The sequence below is a fragment of the Paenibacillus xerothermodurans genome (genome assembly GCF_002220865.2).
GTDB lineage: Bacteria > Bacillota > Bacilli > Paenibacillales > NBRC-103111 > Paenibacillus_S > Paenibacillus_S xerothermodurans.
On the sequence record NZ_NHRJ02000002.1, the window covers coordinates 287868 to 306190 of the forward strand.

Consider the following 18323-nt stretch of genomic DNA (forward strand, 5'->3'; position numbering starts at 1 on the left):
CCATGGCAGAAAACGGCAAGTCTACAGGCACGGGAAAAAGCCGGTATTGCTCCGCACCGGCTCGGCTGGTTGTCGGACATTGCGCGCCCTGGGGTATCACTACGCGTGTTTTCACCACGCAATGCCAACATTCTACGTCTGTCACAAAAATTTTATATTTAATATCGACAAAAAGTTACATATTTTATAAAAGATTCATATTATAATGGCACAGCGTCCAAGAAATATGATTATCGAATGGGGTTATGTTCACATGAAGGACACAGAACTCAAATTACATATGGAACGAATGCAGGATCGCCTGTATCGTTTGGTCGAGCAGACCGGGAGCTTTGTCAATCCGCAAGTGATACAATTAAGCCAGGAAATCGATGATGTCATTATCGCGATGCAGCGATTGATGATGAAGCAAAGTGAGGATAAATCTGTGTGACCCTTCACGGTCGGCCACTTCGCTTCAGTCAACCTGCATCTATTTTTTTGCCAAAAAAATACGCCAATTTCGTCTCACGCTCTTGCGTAACGTTACACCTTATGTTATATTTAAACCAAGCAAAATCAAGGGTTTCCGCTAATTCAGCAGTTCATTCGCAGCAACTGTTCCCGCCTCTTGGTCAGCCAACGATCATAAGCAAAGGAGCGATGAAATATGAACTACGAGACACCGAACGTATCAGAGAAAAAGATCTCAGTCGAATTGACGTTCAATGAGGCTTTAGCATTGACGGGGGTTAAATTCCCTCACAACCACCAGTTGGAAGTCAAAGCAATGCAAAAAATCAAGAAATCTCTGGACCATGAGTTTATTCATGAGCCTAACCGCCAGTCTTTCCAATAACATACACGATTGCCACAAACCTTTGCCGGCCCAAATTGAGCGCCAAAGGTTTTTTTATATATAATGACAATAACTCAACCATAGTCAGGAGCTGATTACTCTGAAAGAAAACATAGGTGCGGCCATAGACGCCCGCTCTGACGAGTATATTGACATTGCACGCTATATCGGAGAGCACCCGGAGCTCGGCAACGAAGAATGGTTGGCGTCGGAACGCCTCATGCAACTATTGATCGCCAATGGCTTCGACATGCAAAACCCCGTATTGGACCTGAGTACCGCTTTTATCGCCAGCTATCGGAGCAGCAAGCCTGGTCCGACCGTAGCTTTTTTGTGCGAATATGACGCCCTTCCGGATCTGGGCCACGCCTGCGGGCACCATCTGATTTGTACGATGAGCGCGGCGGCTGCGATCGGTCTGAAGTCAGTGATTGACGAAGTCGGGGGCACCATCCGTGTATATGGCACGCCCGCCGAAGAGACTAACGGAGCGAAAGTGCCGATGTCAGCCGCCGGCTTGTTCGACGATGTGGATTTCGCCTTGATGGCCCACCCGTATCACGCGTACGAAAAATCCGGAAGCTCTCTGGCGATGGATGCCGTGCAGTTCGAATATTTCGGTAAGGCGGCGCATGCCGCCGCGAACCCGGACGAAGGCGTCAACGCGCTGGATGCCGTTCTGCTCCTCTTTCACGCCGTCAACAGTTTGCGGCAGCAGCTGCAGAGTCACACGCGGATTCACGGTATTATCACCGATGGCGGCAAAGCAGCTAACATTATTCCTGAATACGCGGCAGCGCAGTTTTACATTCGTTCGGGAAATAGGCCGTATACGGATGGTGTCGTGCAAAAGGTACTGCGTGCTGCGGAGGGTGCGGCGCTACAAACCGGGTGCAGGCTGAAAATAACCAACTACGAGTACTCCTATGATGAATTGCTGACAAATAACCCGCTGTCCGAGACGTTTTCTTCCAATCTGATCAGCTTGGGCGTCAAAGATAGTGACATTCAATCAGATAAAGACAACGGTTCGCTGGATTTGGGTAACGTATCACGGCGATGCCCAACCATACACCCATATGTAAAAATTATGGAACAAAAATACCTGCTGCATACGCCGGAGTTCCGCGACATGGCTATGACCGATCATGCCTTTTCAAGCATGCTGCTGGCAGCGAAGGCTCTCGCCTACACCGCTTATGACGTGATGGCCAGTCCGGATTTGCTGTCGGCGGTGCGGGCCGAATTCGAGCGTGCTGTGGAACAGCCGAGCCACGCGTAGACCACAGAGGTTGAACGACGATAATTCCAGCCTGCCTATGCGCCGTGTTTCCCCACGTGCTCGGCCAGTTGATTTCAGTGCCAAAAGAAAAGACTTCCCGAACCAGTAAACGTCAAGTCCGCGTCCATCTAAATCGACCAATCATGCCAATCACTTTTGCGCTGCTCGATCGAGCGCAGCCACTGCACGGTTGTGCCGACCAGCTTTGTGTAAGCTTGATGCGAGGAGTAAGTGTGATCCGCTTGGAAGATGATCTCTTTGTCGCATTGTCCCTGGGGTCGCAGCCAGAATAATTTCTGATATAAAAGACAGTAGTCCACCGGGATCACATCATCATTCGTGCCATGAATAACAAGCACATCTCCATTAAATCTGCGCGTTTGCTCCAACGGTTGATGCCGGGTCAATGAATCGAAAAAAGACGGCTTGAACGTATAGCCCAAGTAATCAGCACTGCCGACTTGCACCGCGTGTTCATACCGCTGTTTCCCCATAATTTTCACAATGTCGTTAAATGGATGTGCGACAGCGGACCACAAAATAAGAGATTTAATCCGTTTATCTCTTGCAGCTGTGAGAACCGCAACCGCGCCGCCTAAGCTGTGGCCAAGCAGTACCACCCGAGCGGGATCAACGCAGTCGATACTGAGCGCATAATCAATCACATGCCTGGTCTGATCAATCATAGCGTCCAATCCTCCCGCTCCATATTCGCCGGTGCTTTCTCCGCAGCCCCCGTGATCAAAGCGCAATACCATGTACCCCTGCCGGCTGAGCTCGCGCGCAGCCTTGATGAACAGCCGATCAACCCCGATCCTGCTGCCGACAAAGCCGTGCGCTATAATGATGATAGGGTTCTTAGCACCGGTGCGAGCGGGATAATGAAGAGTCGCAGCAAGTTCTTCTTGGTCGCTCCGTATTGTAATCTGATGTTCCATGCCAACTCTTCCCTCCAATTTTAATTCATTTTATCCTTATCAGAACACTTGGTATTATGCCAAAAAAAATTAGCGTGGTTGCAGCGCGAATTTCACTTAATTCCGATGTGTTTACTTTGTTATATAGTCAGTATAGTACCACCCGTGGAGATATGTGTCAATGAATTTTACAGCTGGATTATGGCCAAGCTGACAACAAGAAAAATCCCGGAGCACCAGGCTTTGTGTGGTGTCCGGGCTAGGCAGATCAGGTAGTAGCCGCGCGCTCTCCGGCGCATTCTGGGCAATAACCGAAAATCTCGAAACGGTGATTCACTATTTGAAAATCATCGGGCAGATGAGACAGCTGTTTCATCGGACAAAACTCAAACGGCATTGTTTTTTCACATTGAAGGCAAATCATATGATGATGATGGTGCGAGTGACAGCGAGCCCGGAATTTCAGACCGTCATTCAAATAAAATTGTTCCAGCACGCCCATCTCGCTTAACAACCGCAAATTTCTGTATACCGTATCAAAACTTACGCCCGGATACTTCTGGCGCATCGATTCATAGACGTCTTTCGGAGATAAGTAGCCCGGTGCTTCTGCGAACAGCGCTGCCAGACTTCTCCGTTGATCGGTGATTCTCCAGCCTTTGCTGGCCATGGTTTGTACCATTTCCTGTACCGCTTCTTGTACGCTATGCTCGTGATTTTCCATGTTTTATCCCTCTATTGCATATAATCTTAAGTTCATAATGCCTTAGATTGTGCGCCGCGTCAATGTGACCGCTCGCCCGCCGACTCCAACGCAGACAGCTCTGCGGCCAGCTGCTGCTTGGAAAAATGCTCGCCAATGAACACCGCCACATTGGGAACCTCCTGCTTAGGAGTGATTTTCATAAAATCCGCTTCCCGGTAAGCGTACTGAAACATGAACGGACTCGTTGTGTCGGAAAACCGCAGTATTCCCTTGGCACGGTATATGTTCGCCGGCAGCCGGCCGATAAGCGATTCAAATTGTTCACTATCAATAGCACTTTCGAAATAATGCGTGTACACCATCACATGATCGTGCGAGTGATGCGCGGCTGCAGTGTGATCATCCTCTTTGCGTTCGTGGTCTGAGGAATGCCGCGGAGAATCATCAGTTTGATGATCAGCGTGGTGACCATGGGTACGACCATCTGTGCGATGCCTATGCTCCGATTCGCGCTCGGATTCGTGCTTGGCATCGTGTTGCTCGCGGTTATGGTGGCCGTCCTGCAGATGTCGTTCCGCATCGGCAACAGCGTCGGCTGCGGCAATATTCTCAAGCGCTGTTAACGATTTGCCAGGTGCAGCTCCCAACCGGTCAAACAACGTGAAGTCGATGTCACAGCGCACCGTCGCCGTTAGAGGAGCTACCGGGTTCCAGCTTCGAACGGCCTGCTGGAGTTCATGTAATTCAGCTGGCTCCACTAGATCCACTTTATTCAAGATTAATTGGCTCGCACACCGTATCTGTTCTTTCATCAGACGGTAAGTCTTTCCCTGACCCGCACGGTGGCGCTCCAGAAGCACAGCCGCATCTATAACCGTAATCACAGAGGCAAGCTCAAGCTCAGTTAACAGGGAGGCGTCGGTGACACCATCGATGATTTCGATAGGATTCGCCGCCCCTGTGCATTCGACCAGCACGACATCCGGATCGTTTTCCAATATCAATTCACGCAGCTCCATACCGAGATCTCCTCTGATCGTGCAGCAGATGCAGCCGCTGAGCATTTCGGTCATCGGTACCCCGTCCTCCACCAGCATGCCGTCCAAATTGACATCGCCGAGCTCATTCATCAGCACAGCCGGTTTTTTGCCTCTGAGCTTGTAGTACTCGATGGCCTGTGTAAGCAGCGTTGTTTTGCCGCTCCCCAAAAAACCGGATAATATATGGACAGGTACGACTTTTCTCATAGTAAATTCTCTCCCCGACAGCAGTTAAAAAATGAATATGTAGAAAATTGTAGCTTGCTACAGTAAGAAAGTCAAACTTAAGAGTAATTCTTACTATTAATCTTCTGACCGTGGTTGCAGCATTATCAGCAGGTGACGCTGCCCGAAAAATGCATAAAGCTTATTTCCTCTATTTTGTTACAATGGAGATTGCAAGCATCAGTATCACATCATACAGGAGGCTAAGGTTGTATGAAGAACTTGCTTGGACCGTCTATTCAGATCGACCCCGCCTTCCCCTACTATCAGCACCGCTCCGAGCAGAGCATTGTGGACGAGCTGGAGTGCACAGGTGTTAGGGTGGTTCACTTGTTTGTCACCGATGAAACCAGGGTCAATCAGAAACTGCTCGACCAACTTCACTCCAGAGGTTTCAAAGTATGGGCGACCGTGTTCGGAAATGGCACTTACATCACGGATCATTTACCCAAAGATTGGCCGGATTGGCAGATGACGCTGTTGAAACCTGTGAACGATGGCTACTATCGTCTATCCCCGTTCAGCTATCGTTATGTCGCGTGGAAAAAGAAAGCTCTGGCGAATCTGGTGACATCCTATCCATTCGACGGTTTGGAAGTGGCCGAGCCTTATTTCCCCGAGTGGAACGGTCTTTCCACAGGCGTGTATGGTGACGTAGGCCCATACGCGAGAGCTGCCTTCAAGCAGCAATACGGCTCCGATATTCCGGACTTCAAACATAAATCATCAAAGCAGTACTACAAAAATAATCCTATCCTGTACCGGCAGTGGATGGAGTTCAGGGTGTCGGCCGTGAACCGGTTTCTGTTCGAGCTGATCAATGGGCAGGACGGTGTACGGGCGGCTAGGCCCGGACTTCCCATCGCCACGTGGTCATTGGCTGTCGATGCAGGCGCTGATTCGGTCGAGAAGCTCCGGGAGTTTCAGGGGCTGGATGCGGCAGCAATGATTTCCGTGGTCAGGCCTGAGATGCATTTCATCCAAACCCACTGGCCTGATTGGATGCGCTGGCGCCTGCCGGCCGATTATGCCAAGCGGTATACGCCATTTGTGGCGAAAATACGCGCGATGCATCCGAGCATCCCTTTGGGATTGCAGACCGATATAGGCTCACTTCGGCCGATGCGGCGCAGCCGAGGCTGGCTGCAGGACTTCGCTTCAGCGGCGGAAGCATTGGGCTACTCGACATGGACGGCATATGAGTATCATTTGGGAAAATATATGTACACAGAGCCGCCGGTCGCAGTGCAGGCGAAGCGTAAGGGTTCACAACGGGTGGTAGTCTGTTTCCAAAAGAGGGTTGATCCAGAGACTGCGGGGTTGGCCAGTAATTACCGGATCATGAGGGACAGCGAGCCGCAAGTGCAATGTACAATTCATGTGGTAAAAGTGGATGGCAACACCGTGTTGTTGGAGAGTGAGTGTTTTCCAAGTGGCAGGTTTGACCTGTGGATAGGTAAGATCACGGATACGCCTAAACTATGGCTGTTTCCGGAGCGGCAGGCAAACGAAGCGGCGCAGCCGTGCTTGATCACGGTAGAATAGCCAGAGCAAAAAAAGAAGCGCCTGCACGTCGGCAGCACAGGTAGATGAAACACCGCGCCGCACTGCCGGCTGCACAGGCAGATAAAACACCGTGCTTCACTGCCGGCTGCACAGGCAGCAAAAACAAGCACCGACCAGGACAGTGCCGGTAGACGGCCTGTACCAACGATGATCGGGCGCTTGCTTTATCTGACTCTGTGTATTCAGTTGTAACTGCTTCTCACCGCTCTCACACTACACCAACTCAACCGTTAATTCTCCGGTTTCCACGTTCTGCAGCCGCAGCTTAGCGTCCTGCGTAGATCCATCTGCCAGTGTCATCTTCAATTTGCCGGTCCTGCCTTTTTCAATCAGCGCTTTGACTTGGGTATCGGTCAACTTGCGCCCGTAGTTCTCTTTCCAGATGACGAATTTACAGCCTTGTTTGTAATGGCTGCAGCCGTAACCCTTCCGCCCCATGAAAATCGTGCCTCCACAGCCCGGGCGTGGACACGTGGCGATCATATTCGGGGGCACGGTGGCGGACTCGGCGCCTGCTGCTTTCCGGACTCTGACCCTGGTCGCAGCCGCAGCAGTCACAGTGGCCGTACCAGCCACAGAATTCGCCGTACTAGTCGCTCTGCTGCTCTTTGCCGTGCCGTTTGTCCCTGAGCTTTGGCGTGCGGACTTACCTCGGGCATGACTAGGGCCCGACTTAGAATTAGCTGAACTCTCAAAAGATGTCTTGGCAGCGCGAGATTGCACACGGACCTGTTCGACAATTTTGGTCGCAAATTTTTTCACGTTCTCCATAAATTGTTTGTCGGAAGCAGTGCCCCGGGATATCTCGTTCAAGCGGCGTTCCCATTGCCCTGTCATCTCCGGCGAGGTTAGCAGTTCTACGCCCGCGCCACGAATCAATTCGATTGCTGTGCGGCCCTTTTGTGTGATTTGAATTTTCTTGCCCTGCATCTCCACGTAGCCGACATTTTTCAACCGTTCAATTGTGGCCGCGCGAGTTGCCGGCGTACCGAGCCCAGAGTCTTTCATAGCGTCACGCAGCTCATCATCCTCGATTTGCTTGCCGGCGCTTTCCATCGCCTTCAGTAAGGTACCCTCCGTATAATGCTTGGGCGGCTGTGTGTCCTTCTCTTTCACGATCGCGTCGGCACAGATAACTTCAGCATTGGATGCAACGGAGAAAGGCTCGTTCACTTCAATCTCCTCTTCATCCGCCTCCTTCTCGTCTTTTCCCTTCGATGCTTTCGCCCTTTCTTTCTTCTGGTCAGCGGTGATAACCTTCCAGCCTATGCTTAGCAGCTCTTTCACGGTCGTTTTAAACAGCTCGTTTTCAACCTCGGTCATTACGGTATGAATTTTGTACTCAGCCGCAGGATAAAACTGTGAAAGAAATCTCCGCACGATCAGATCGTACAGCTTTTGCTCGTCGCTGCTTAACCCGGAAGCTTTGCGGTGGGTGGGCAGGATCGCATGATGATCTTCTACCTTGCCGGGATTGCAAATGAATTTATTGCCCTTGTGAACCAAGCTCCGGCTTGCTCCCTTGACGAGTTCATCGTACGCGGTACCCTGCAGTGTAGATAACGTTTTATGCATCTCGGGTATGTTTTGCTCGGTGACATAGTTCGAATTCGTCCGTGGATATGAAATGACCTTATGTTTCTCATACAGTGCTTGCGCGGTGTCCAATGTTTTTTTGGCGGAGAAACCATACTTGCCGTTCGCCTCACGCTGCAGCAAAGTCAGATCGTACAGTTTTGGCGGATATTCTTTAGTTTCCTTGACCTCGTACGAGGCGACGCGGCCCTGTTTGGATTTTACTTTGGCAGCCAATGCTTCCGCTTGCGACTGCTCGATGATCCGTTCACCCTGCCGCATCCCTTTGTAACTTAAGCTGCCCTGCGTAAAATGCCCTTCGACTTCGAAAAACTTCAAAGATGAGAACGCCTCGATTTGCTTGTGTCTGTCATAGATTAAAGCCAGCACCGGAGTCTGCACTCTTCCCACGGACAGCAGTGCGTTATGTTTGGTGGTGAAGGCACGCGAACCATTCATACCGATCAGCCAATCCGCCTCGCTCCGTGCCTGTGCGGCTTTCGTCAGGTTTTCATATTCGGCACCGTCTTTGAGCTCAGCGAAGCCTTTTCGAATCGTTTCCGGAGTCAAGTCTGAGATCCAGAGCCGCTTCACCGGCTGCGTCAGTTTGAGATACCGCTGGACCAGCGAAAAGATATACTGCCCTTCTCGCCCCGCGTCGCATGAGTTGATCAACAGGTTGCAGCGCTTAGCTAAATCTGCGATTACGTGCAGTTGATCTATTGTTTTTTTATTTGGAGTCAATTTAAATTTCCCGGGGATGATAGGAAGGTCATTTATATTCCATTTTTTGTACCTTACGTCGTATGCATCCGGCTCGGCTAGTCCGATCAAATGGCCAATCGCCCACGTGATAATATACTGCTCGCCTTCTATATAAGTCCGGTGGTTCTTAGCCTTTGGATCGATCGCCGCCGCTATGTTGCGCCCCATGTCGGGTTTTTCAGCTATGACTAATGTTTTCACGGTCTCGCTCCCTGCCATATATAAAAAAGGTCATCATTCGCAATCGTAGCGAAAAACGACCGTTTTGTAAACCTTATGGTCCTGCCAGGAGCTCATCGACGGATCTGATGATGATTTGTTCGGCTGCGGCGTCCTTGGTTGAACAAACCGCCATTTTGTAACCGGGAGCGATGTCCATCTGTCGCAAAAAACAAGGGCCGTGCAGCTCAGCAGGCTGTACCGAAACCGGGGCATCCCCGTCTAACATGATTGAAAATGAGTTGAGCGGCAAAGATAATCCTGTGCCGACCCACTTGATGTAGCTCTCTTTCAACGTCCACAGGTCATAGAAGCACGATGTGCGTGCCGTTTCTTGGTGCGACATCAGCCATCTAATCTCTTGCTCGGAAAAAAATTGTGCGACGTCAAAACTCATAGGCTTGATCTCTTCGACGTCGATACCGACAGGTGCACTATCTACGGCACAGACGATCCAGGCTCCGGAGTGTGCGATGTTAAAATGAAACGATGGAATGCCTCCGACGCGAGGTTTTCCGTATGGTCCCGATACAAAGCTGATTTCTGCATTGCTCAGATGGAGCTTGCTGCGGATAACAGCTCTAATCAAATACTCTGCGATTAACGACCGGTGGGCGTCATCCGGCTTCACGTACTTTTGAGCCTTGGCGCGTCGCTCTTCCGATACGTTAGACAACATGTATTCTACCTCGCCGCTGCGCGGCGGACGACTCATATGTACTCCATAAATCTCAGCCATGCCTTGTCACTTCTTTCCCCAATTACTCTCCGGTGTCGCTTCGGCAGTGCGCTCGCGCAGTGCCGTCCTATATGCCGCGCCGCGCCCCCCAAGTAGCGTCTGCGGGCCGCATCTACAGTGCCGCTCCTTTGCCGCCGTCGACATTTACCGCGGTGCCTGTGACGTAAGATGCTGCGTTCGACACGAGGAATGCGATGACTCGGGCCGCTTCCTCCGTTTTGCCGATACGACCAAGCGGAATCTGGTGCCGCGGCTGCTGCGCGTACTCATCCCATGTGAGCTCCGGAGCTTCCCGCTGCCATTTTTTCTCGATCTGATCGCTCCGTATAAGCCCGATACATACCGCGTTGACACGGATGCCATCGGCCGCTAAATCATTGCTCATCGCCTTGGTTAGCGCCAATCCTGCAGCGCGGCTCACCGTAGTCGGCAGCGATCCCGCCGGAGGGGTTTTGGCGGACGACGTAGCAATGTTCACAATGGCCCCTCCGCCTGCTTGGCGCATGTGCGGTACCGCGGCCTTGGAACAATGGATCGCCCCGAACAGCTTTAAGCTCAAATCACCCGTCCAGAGATCGGCATCCACCTTGTCAAACGGATGTGCCGCAGATGCGCCTGCATTGTTGACCAAAATATCCAGTCGACCGAAACGTGCAACGGTTTGCGTGACCGCGCGTTGACAATCCTCCTGTACAGTAACATCCGCTTGAATGGCGAGCGGCTCGGAGCCGGTGGCCGTAGCGATGGCTGCAGCCGCCACGTCCAAGGACTCCTTAGCGCGGGCTGCTATAGCGACACGCGCTCCTTCTCCAGCCAATGTTAAAGCGGTTTCAAAACCAATCCCTTTACTTCCTCCGGTGATGAGTGCCACTTTGCCTGCCAATCCCAAATCCATCGCCCATTCTCCTTTATCCGCATAATTAAACCTAGTTTCCATCTTATCAAAAATGCCGAAAGAATATCTAGTATTGCGGCGCTGCTCGACCAGCGCAAACAAGATCTTACGTCCACGGCGTGTCTGCCGCCTTATTGGATCACATCGACGTTTCTACGGGCCGGTCGGTTTTGTCTGTTGATCTTGTCAAAAAGGCACCGCCGATGAGAAACAGGCCGCTGACGTAAAACACAGACACCAGCCCAACCCAAGAGCCGACCAGACCGAAAAACAACGGCGCAATCATTTGCGATAACCGGTTGCATGCCAACCGTAGGCCAAGCACCTCTCCGGTTCTCGTCTTTGGCGAGGCGTTATACGTCGTCGTCATCGACAGCGGCTGCCCACACCCCAAGCCCGCTCCCATCAAGGCACTCCACAACGCAAACACATAAGCGTGCCCCGAGAAAGGCATGAACAAAAACGCACAGCCCGCCAACAAGATCGAGCCCATCAATACGTGGCCGCGCCCCAGCCTCGTCGACAACCTCGCTAAAAAGAATCGCACGGTAACCATAGCAACGCCCTGCACCGTGATGATCCATCCGATCGTCGCCGTCGAATAGCCGAGCCCGCTCGCAAACAGCGGGAAATACGCGACATATATATCGCGGGAGTACAGCACTAACGCGCTCGAGGCCAATGCCTTTCGCAGCATCGGTATTTTCAATAAATCGAATGCGGAGCCCTGGTGTACAGTTTCATTGGAAGCAGCTTTTTGACGTGCTGCATTCGGCACGAAAAACGAGACCGCAATGGGAAGCACTCCGGCCAGTGAAGCAGTGAGAAAAGCGAACGAGTAGGAGTAATGATCAGCGAGATACCCGCCCAGTACCGGACCAATCACGCTGCCAAGCGCGACCGACATGCCCCACATGCTGAAATAGTAATCACGAGTCTCCTTCGTAGCCGCGTGCCCCAGCACATTTTGCAGAGAAACGTTAATGAAAATTTGCGACACTCCAACGATTGCCTGCGACACGTACAAGGACCACATGGCAGGAAAAACAAATGGAAACGCGACACCGATGGTCATACCTATCGTTCCTAGCAAGGTCGGAAGACGATCACCCACCATGTCAGCGATTTTGCCGATATGGATTGCGAAAATAAGCGGGAAAAATGCATAGGTCGCCGTTAACACCCCGATATCTAACGCGGAGGCCCCCATACCGGAAGCATATAAAGTGATCACCGGTCTCGTCAGGTTAATCATCACCTGGAAGCCGAATGCGATCAAAATCACGACACGCAATACCATAAGCATCCACCCACCGCATCTTTTGCAGTTATTTCAAAATGTTAAGCGTGATACGTCCCCGTCGGTTCGTCCAATACCCACTGCAGCAGAGAAATGGACTCATCGAGCCGGTCCAGCTGGGATTGCAATGCTTTGGCCTGCTCCACGTTATCCGGGTTGGTCTCCGTCAAGCCGGTGTATCTCGCCGCGATCGACTGCCTGCTGATTAACAGCTCATTGAGCTTCCTTTTGATTTGATTGTCTGTTCTCATCGTTCATACTCCTTGCTAATATACGAATATTTTCATCATCTTTATTGTAGTACATCATCACTCAATTAGCCATCATGTGAACGCCATTCTTGACGCTGTATCAGCCATCCTGATCTGGTTGCAATTCCCAAACCATTTATGATATATTTGTTTTTCCAAAAATTGATTGAATCCACTGCCTGAACGGAGGTTCTTAGTTGGAATCCAGTATGCAAACCGCGTATGAGGAAGAAATGAGGCGATTGGAACAAACGTTCGCCGAGATCGATCGGCAGCTGGCCGTACTCCAACAGATCCCGCCTTACACAGGCACTGATCACACGGAGCAGGTGCTTGAATCGGTCCGTGAATCCCGGCGCCGCAGCTTAGCCGCAGCGCAATCTGAACCGTATTTCGGCCGATTGGATTTTCAGGAAAAAGGACAGACCTCACCTGCCCCCCTGTATATAGGCAAGGTGGGTGTTGAAAAGGACGCATCACAGGAGCTGATGGTGATCGATTGGCGCGCCCCTGTGGCGAGCTTGTTTTACTCGTTCACGGGCGGATCCGACCCGGTGCAGTATGATTCCCCTGACGGACTCGTCGAGGGGCTTGTTTATTTAAAGCGCAACCTGGTGATCCGCAAACAAATTTTACAGCGGGTCGTCGATACATTCGACCGCTCAGGCGACAGTATGGCGGTGACAGACGAATTCCTGCTTTACCGCCTGGGCGAGAATAAGGACAACAAGCTGCGGGATATTGTGTCCACAATTCAATCGGAGCAGGATGCGATCATCCGGGCGGTGAAGAACAGCGCATTAATCATTCAGGGCGTGGCGGGCAGCGGCAAAACGACTGTAGCTCTGCACCGGCTTGCTTATTTGCTCTACCACTACCGCGATCAGGTGCGTGCAGAACGTATGATTATTTTCGCGCCCAACCGGATGTTCCTCGATTATATTTCCAGCGTTCTGCCTGAGCTTGGAGTGGGACACATCCAACAGACCACGTTCGCCGATTGGGCACTCGATCTGCTCGATCATGAGCCCGAGTTGGCCGATCAGGCCGAACGGCTGCGATATTGGTTCCAGACGGGTGCCCACAGGCCGGTGATCGATGACACCGCACCCGGGCGCTGGAAAGGCTCAACCCGCTTTCTGCATTGGCTGGACGAGGTATTGGGCCAGTATGAACGGATGGCAGTGCCGGATTCTGATTTCACACCGTGGGATGGAGCCGACACATTGCGGGCACAGATGATCCGCCAATGGTATGACGTTGAAAATAAGCACGAGCCGTTAATGAAACGGCGTGAGCGGGTGATCGCGCGTATCAAACGATGGATGGACATGCAGTCGGATAAGGTTTGGGCGGCGCAGCTAAAGAAAGAATGCAAGAAAAAGGGCGCCGCACGGCTCCGGCAGTATACAAAGCTGTGGAAGGAATATTCTCCGCTGGGCTTTTACCGGGAGCTGTTCCAAGCCGGCTCACTGCCGTCTTTCCTGTCGCAGGAACTCCGGTCCCGGCTTCCAGAAGATCTGCTCTCTGCTACGGCAGCCTATCTTAAGAAAAAGCGGGTGCTGCAGGAGGATTTGGCGCCGCTTCTATACATTCGCGCAAAGTTCTACGGTATTCATGGCGAGCTGACTTTCGACCATACCGTGATCGACGAAGCGCAAGACTTCTCGCCGTTCCAGATTGCACTGCTTAACATGCATACGCGCAGCCAGTCTTTTACCATATTGGGCGATCTGTCGCAGGGCATTCACGAATATCAGGGCATTAGGGCTTGGAATGAGTTCACTGATCTATTCGGTGCCGATAAAACAGCGTATTTCCAATTGAACCGGAGCTATCGTTCGACAATGGAGATCATTTACTTTGCCAACGAAGTTCTGAGAAATGCCCCGGAGCAGCCGGCGACCTTGGCTGTCCCCGTATTTCGAAGTGGAGCTCCGGTCCGCATCGCACAGACGGACCACTCAGACCTCGTCTCCTCACTTCATCTTGCAATCAACAGGCTTCTTGCCGGCTCAATTGAAACCGTTGCTATTTTGGCCCGCACTGGCGAGCGGTGCAAGCAGCTGCACACACAGCTGCAAGCGCGAGGATTGCGAGCAAATCTGATCGGCGCTGACCACGAGCGCTATGAGGGCGGGATTACGGTTGTGCCCGCGTTTATGGCGAAGGGGCTTGAGTTCGATGCGGTGATTGTGGTCGATGCGGATTCAGAGCATTATCCTGCCAGCACTCGGGATGCCAAGCTCCTCTACGTGGCCTGTACGCGTGCTTTGCATGACTTGCAGCTGTGGTACAGCGGCGAAGCCTCCCCTTTGATCGCCGACATTGCGGGAGACTTTGTCAGCAGGCACAGCTCAACCTGACATGCTCGAAAAAAAGCACCTGCTGCCGAGAGAGGCAGCAGGTGTACTGTTTTCACCTATTCAGGTTTCAGATACCTCTTATCCTTGAGGAACAGCCGCCAAAACAGAATGAACACAGGCACTAGAATGGCGGTACACACCGCATACGAGATAATCAGCGAGCGAAACATCGCCGGATTCACTACACCTTCCTCGATGGTCAAATACGGGTACACCAAGTAAGGCAGATGAGCCCTCCCGTAGGCATAGCTTGCCAGTGCGTATTGGATGACCACGGCAATTACCGCGACACGCGGATAGCCTATTTTGCCGTCCGGCCTGCGCCACCACAGGGCGCTCAATCCAATAACGAAAGCCGCTGCCGAAAGAGCGAACCACACCCAGAGCTCACGGAAGCGTTCCACAATCCACTGCGCCTCTGGAGCCATGACAAGCGTGGTCATAATGGCCAAAGCAAACGTGGTGGGACCGAACGTGATGGCCAAATGCCGCAAAGTGTAATATGCGGATTCATCGCCAGCCTCGCGTGAATAATCGGCCAGAAATAAAGCGGACAGGAATAACTCTGTCGTCAGCCCGAAAGCCAAATGTGCGTACTCGGTCGGCGAAGTGAACAGTCTCGTCAATTCCAATATGGGTACGCCGTCCTCGACGGTGACAAATCCTCCCAAGGTCACTGGCAGTATGCTGATTAACAATCCCGGGATCAACAAGCCGGTGATGCCGGAGACGAGTGTGAGAGTTCGGCTGTGTCTGCGCACGGAATGAGAATATACCATGAACGCACTGCGAATAAGCAGCAGGATCAGCGCCAAACACACCGGCACGACCAAGATGGAGCCCAGCAGATACGTTGCCCTTGGAAAGAAGTTAACCAGCGCCACCGCGAGCAGCACCAAAAACACATTCGTTACCTTCCATGTCGGGGACAGATACAAATTTGCGATATCCGCGACTTTATGTTTTTTGTTGTAACCGAACACCATCGCCCAGAAGCCCGTTCCAAAATCGATAGAGCCGAGAATCGCATACATAAACACGAATACCCATATGATACTAGCCGCTACGATAGCATAACTCATCGTGAAGACACACTCCCGTCTTGTGTCAGCTCCGGACCGACAGGATGTCTATTGAAGTAATGCCGCATCACCACCGCTGTCGTTACCAGCAATATCACATAAATGGAGACAAACATCACGAGCAGTGCGCCAAGCCCTCCCGCTCTAGTCGCGGCCTCCGCAGTACGCTGAACATGATAGATGGTCCACGGCTGCCGTCCCGTGCAGCTGAAAATCCATCCCGTTTCGATCCCAAGCATTGAGAGGGGTCCTGCCGTGACTAATGCCATGGTCATCCACCTCGGGTACGGTTTCTTAAACCACATCCGATATGCCAAAGGCACGAACCCCATCACGATCAAGATGGAACCGATCATGACCATCGTATCGAACAATGTATGGATGTACAGAGGCGGCCAGTTCTCAGGCGGGAATTCGTTCAACCCACGGACTACGCCTGAGAACCTGTTCGTGGCAAGGAAGCTCAATGCCCAAGGAAGCTCTAAGCCGCCCCGCACGCCCTGAATCTCCGGATCCACTGTTCCAAAGATAACTAGCGGAGCATAGGCAGTTGTCTCGAACAGCCCCTCGGCTCCCGCCAGCTTTTCCGGTTGGTGATGATGCAGCATCTGCGCCGTAGAATGGCCGTCGACCGCTGTCAACACCGCCATGACACCGCCGATGAGCAGTGACATGAACAAGCCTTTACCGTGATAGGCAAACTCTCGCTCTGACAGCCGCCGACTCAGCATCTTGTAAGCAGCCACCGAGGCAATCGTGAACGCGCCTGTCATATAAGCCGACGTCACCACATGATTGGTTGTCGTCCATACACTTGGGTTAAACACAGCCGCCAACGGATTCACGTCCGTGATCTGGTCGTTTACCACGCTAAAGCCCCGCGGCGTATTCATCCAGGAGTGGGCATCAGTGATAAGCACAGCCGACGCCACTGCCCCGAACGCGACAAACGCGACGCTGACTATCCGCATGACCGGGGGCAGCCTGTCCGCAGCGTAGACGTATATCGAGAGAAATAAAGCTTCGAGAAAGAACGCCCAGAGTTCGATCTGAAACGGCAGTGCAATAACTTCGCCAACGTATTCCATAAATCCCGGCCATAGCAAGGTTAGCATAACCCCGACAATTGTGCCGGATGGAATCGCAACACCGAGCAGTATGGCCAATCCCCTGGTCCATCGCTGAGCCATCAGTGAGTAATCAGAATCTTTTTTCACATGATATAAAAGCTCAGCCACCACAATCATTGCCGGAATACCCACCCCAAGCGTCGAAAAAATGATGTGGAACGCCATGGATGATCCGAACAAGGCCCTCGCTAAGTCAACTGTATCCATAATTCACCCTGCTTCCCTTTTTGTCCCTCATATTATTGGGAAAAGGTGTAAGAACTATGCATGCATGTGAAAAACACCCCGGTTAGCCGTTGCATGCGGGGCTTGTGATCATTCGGAAGGTCGTCCAGCGTTTACTTCGCCGCCCGGCAGCCGACTCTCGACGAATTCTTTTAACGCAGATAGCTTATTTCCCAAAATCGCTCGTAGTACGACAACCATTGTCTTAATTCCAACAGCGGCTCTGGCTGGAGGCTGTATCGTGTCTCCCTGCCGACTCTCTTCTCCCGCACGAGACCTGCATCGGATAGTACGCGCAAATGCTTGGACACAGCCGTACGGCTAATCGGAAAATGTCCGCTAATCGCGGTCACCGACATCTCCTGGTCAATCAGCGGCTGCATCAGCTTGCGGCGGGTCGGATCGGCAATTGCGTGAAAAACATCGTGCTTCGGTGGTGTGGCCGACATTTAACCCTCGACCTGCTCGCGCAGCTTAGGCAGAACGCTTCTCCCAACCATGATCCATTCTGTCGCGAACTACCGAGTGCGACTCCCCGGCTTCCGTTGCTGTGCCGGTTGACCAACCGGAATGAACGAGAGTAAGCTTGGTTTGGCCGCCCTGCTCTTCTAACTCGAACGTCACCTGCCAGTCCTTCCCCCATGAGAATGACAATCGATGAGGCGCGTCCAGCTCGGTGACTTTGCATGGCGAATCGCCGTACGGGGAGCGGAGTATGAACTCGAAGCCCGTGACAGGTACAAAATTATTCGGCATAAGCCATGCCGCGATGCCTTCTGACGTAGGACGGCCTCCCACACCTTGTCGATTGCTGCGTTTAACACGAGCGTGTGACGAATATCCGGCAGGTCGCTTGTCATATTATCTGACATTATGTATCCTCCCATCTACAATAATTAGAAACCCTTTTGTTTCATATTCTATTGGTGGAAACCTTTCGGTTTCGCGTCAATTCTCAGCATATCTGCCATCGCTTTGTAACCTGTGACATCTGGCAATATGCCGGTTGAGCAGCATTATCGTGTATGCAGGCACAAAAAAACCGCCTCCGCTGTCGCCGGAGACGGCGTTTGGGTTGGAATATCGCACTTTGCTCATCTTTGGCTCGGAGATGCCCTTGCAGTAAGCATCCCGTTCCGCTTCACTGTGCCCCAATCACCTGGTTGGAGCAGCATCATGGTGCATCGGGGCAAGATTATTTT

15 protein-coding genes and 2 pseudogenes are annotated in these 18323 nt (G+C 52.1%); 5 read left to right on the forward strand and 12 right to left on the reverse strand.

What is annotated here, in order from left to right; translation table 11 throughout:
• Nucleotides 1-253: 253 nt before the first annotated feature.
• The 3 genes from CBW46_RS04960 (at nucleotide 254) to CBW46_RS04970 (ending at nucleotide 2120) form a co-directional block, all read left to right on the forward strand.
• A complete protein-coding gene (locus CBW46_RS04960) occupies nucleotides 254-433 on the forward strand; it encodes an aspartyl-phosphate phosphatase Spo0E family protein (RefSeq protein WP_089198906.1) in 180 nt (59 codons plus the stop codon).
• 216 nt (nucleotides 434-649) lie between these two features.
• Nucleotides 650-838: a hypothetical protein gene (locus CBW46_RS04965; protein WP_089198907.1), complete on the forward strand. Its 189-nt coding sequence runs from the start codon at nucleotides 650-652 to the stop codon at nucleotides 836-838.
• 100 nt (nucleotides 839-938) lie between these two features.
• On the forward strand, nucleotides 939-2120 hold the full coding sequence (locus CBW46_RS04970) for a M20 family metallopeptidase (RefSeq protein WP_089198908.1): 1182 nt from the start codon (nucleotides 939-941) through the stop codon (nucleotides 2118-2120).
• 128 nt (nucleotides 2121-2248) lie between these two features.
• On the opposite strand, the gene CBW46_RS04975 is transcribed toward CBW46_RS04970, so the two are convergent.
• The 3 genes from CBW46_RS04975 to CBW46_RS04985 all read right to left on the reverse strand — a co-directional run bounded on the left by CBW46_RS04975 (nucleotide 2249) and on the right by CBW46_RS04985 (nucleotide 4990).
• Nucleotides 2249-3058 (reverse strand): alpha/beta hydrolase, encoded by an 810-nt coding sequence (locus tag CBW46_RS04975; RefSeq protein WP_089198909.1) that lies wholly within the window; start codon nucleotides 3056-3058, stop codon nucleotides 2249-2251.
• A gap of 247 nt (nucleotides 3059-3305) precedes the next feature.
• Complete coding sequence (locus CBW46_RS04980) at nucleotides 3306-3761, reverse strand: Fur family transcriptional regulator (RefSeq protein ID WP_089198910.1); 456 nt, start codon at nucleotides 3759-3761, stop codon at nucleotides 3306-3308.
• Nucleotides 3762-3820: 59 nt separating this feature from the next.
• Nucleotides 3821-4990, reverse strand: a complete 1170-nt coding sequence (locus CBW46_RS04985) for a CobW family GTP-binding protein (RefSeq protein ID WP_089198911.1) — start codon at nucleotides 4988-4990, stop codon at nucleotides 3821-3823.
• Nucleotides 4991-5221: 231 nt separating this feature from the next.
• On the opposite strand from CBW46_RS04985, the gene CBW46_RS04990 reads away from it, so the two are divergent.
• Nucleotides 5222-6553 carry an N-acyl-D-glucosamine 2-epimerase gene (locus CBW46_RS04990; RefSeq protein WP_089198912.1) on the forward strand — a complete coding sequence of 444 codons (1332 nt, stop codon included), beginning with the start codon at nucleotides 5222-5224 and terminating at the stop codon, nucleotides 6551-6553.
• A 234-nt stretch (nucleotides 6554-6787) separates the two neighbouring features.
• Here CBW46_RS04990 and CBW46_RS04995 read toward each other — a convergent pair whose 3' ends face one another.
• The 5 genes from CBW46_RS04995 to CBW46_RS05015 form a co-directional block, all read right to left on the reverse strand.
• The gene (locus tag CBW46_RS04995; RefSeq protein WP_089198913.1) at nucleotides 6788-9115 is read right to left on the reverse strand and encodes a type IA DNA topoisomerase; all 2328 of its coding nucleotides are present in this window, start codon (nucleotides 9113-9115) and stop codon (nucleotides 6788-6790) included.
• Between the two features lie 73 nt (nucleotides 9116-9188).
• Nucleotides 9189-9872, reverse strand: coding sequence for a 4'-phosphopantetheinyl transferase family protein (locus CBW46_RS05000; RefSeq protein WP_089198914.1), 684 nt, complete (start codon nucleotides 9870-9872; stop codon nucleotides 9189-9191).
• 112 nt (nucleotides 9873-9984) lie between these two features.
• The gene (locus tag CBW46_RS05005) at nucleotides 9985-10767 is read right to left on the reverse strand and encodes an SDR family NAD(P)-dependent oxidoreductase (protein ID WP_089199334.1); all 783 of its coding nucleotides are present in this window, start codon (nucleotides 10765-10767) and stop codon (nucleotides 9985-9987) included.
• Nucleotides 10768-10906: 139 nt separating this feature from the next.
• Entirely contained in the window at nucleotides 10907-12067 is a 1161-nt protein-coding gene (locus CBW46_RS05010) for an MFS transporter (protein ID WP_089198915.1), read from the reverse strand.
• A 41-nt stretch (nucleotides 12068-12108) separates the two neighbouring features.
• Nucleotides 12109-12318, reverse strand: a complete 210-nt coding sequence (locus CBW46_RS05015) for a hypothetical protein (RefSeq protein ID WP_089198916.1) — start codon at nucleotides 12316-12318, stop codon at nucleotides 12109-12111.
• A gap of 197 nt (nucleotides 12319-12515) precedes the next feature.
• Here CBW46_RS05015 and CBW46_RS05020 point away from each other — a divergent pair, with 197 nt between their 5' ends.
• Nucleotides 12516-14684 (forward strand): HelD family protein, encoded by a 2169-nt coding sequence (locus CBW46_RS05020; RefSeq protein WP_089198917.1) that lies wholly within the window; start codon nucleotides 12516-12518, stop codon nucleotides 14682-14684.
• Between the two features lie 56 nt (nucleotides 14685-14740).
• Here the strand turns inward: CBW46_RS05020 and CBW46_RS05025 are convergent, their stop codons facing one another.
• From CBW46_RS05025 to CBW46_RS05040, 4 genes and pseudogenes are all read right to left on the reverse strand, one after another.
• Entirely contained in the window at nucleotides 14741-15766 is a 1026-nt protein-coding gene (locus CBW46_RS05025; protein WP_089198918.1) for a cytochrome d ubiquinol oxidase subunit II, read from the reverse strand.
• Nucleotides 15763-17103 carry a cytochrome ubiquinol oxidase subunit I gene (locus tag CBW46_RS05030; RefSeq protein WP_089198919.1) on the reverse strand — a complete coding sequence of 447 codons (1341 nt, stop codon included), beginning with the start codon at nucleotides 17101-17103 and terminating at the stop codon, nucleotides 15763-15765. Before CBW46_RS05030 ends, CBW46_RS05025 begins: the two co-directional genes overlap by 4 nt.
• A gap of 108 nt (nucleotides 17104-17211) precedes the next feature.
• Nucleotides 17212-17570 (reverse strand): annotated as a pseudogene (locus CBW46_RS05035) (ArsR/SmtB family transcription factor).
• Nucleotides 17571-17993 (reverse strand): annotated as a pseudogene (locus CBW46_RS05040) (SRPBCC family protein).
• Between the last annotated feature and the right edge of the window lie 330 nt (nucleotides 17994-18323).

Coding starts and splice junctions, on each gene's coding strand:
- CBW46_RS04960 (WP_089198906.1), top strand. CDS start 254: ATGAAGGACACAGAACTCAAATTACATATGGAACGAATGCAGGATCGC.
- CBW46_RS04965 (WP_089198907.1), top strand. CDS start 650: ATGAACTACGAGACACCGAACGTATCAGAGAAAAAGATCTCAGTCGAA.
- CBW46_RS04975 (WP_089198909.1), bottom strand. CDS start 3,058: ATGGAACATCAGATTACAATACGGAGCGACCAAGAAGAACTTGCTGCG.
- CBW46_RS04980 (WP_089198910.1), bottom strand. CDS start 3,761: ATGGAAAATCACGAGCATAGCGTACAAGAAGCGGTACAGGAAATGGTA.
- CBW46_RS04985 (WP_089198911.1), bottom strand. CDS start 4,990: ATGAGAAAAGTCGTACCTGTCCATATATTATCCGGTTTTTTGGGGAGC.
- CBW46_RS04990 (WP_089198912.1), top strand. CDS start 5,222: ATGAAGAACTTGCTTGGACCGTCTATTCAGATCGACCCCGCCTTCCCC.
- CBW46_RS05000 (WP_089198914.1), bottom strand. CDS start 9,872: ATGGCTGAGATTTATGGAGTACATATGAGTCGTCCGCCGCGCAGCGGC.
- CBW46_RS05005 (WP_089199334.1), bottom strand. CDS start 10,767: ATGGATTTGGGATTGGCAGGCAAAGTGGCACTCATCACCGGAGGAAGT.
- CBW46_RS05010 (WP_089198915.1), bottom strand. CDS start 12,067: ATGGTATTGCGTGTCGTGATTTTGATCGCATTCGGCTTCCAGGTGATG.
- CBW46_RS05015 (WP_089198916.1), bottom strand. CDS start 12,318: ATGAGAACAGACAATCAAATCAAAAGGAAGCTCAATGAGCTGTTAATC.
- CBW46_RS05025 (WP_089198918.1), bottom strand. CDS start 15,766: ATGAGTTATGCTATCGTAGCGGCTAGTATCATATGGGTATTCGTGTTT.
- CBW46_RS05030 (WP_089198919.1), bottom strand. CDS start 17,103: ATGGATACAGTTGACTTAGCGAGGGCCTTGTTCGGATCATCCATGGCG.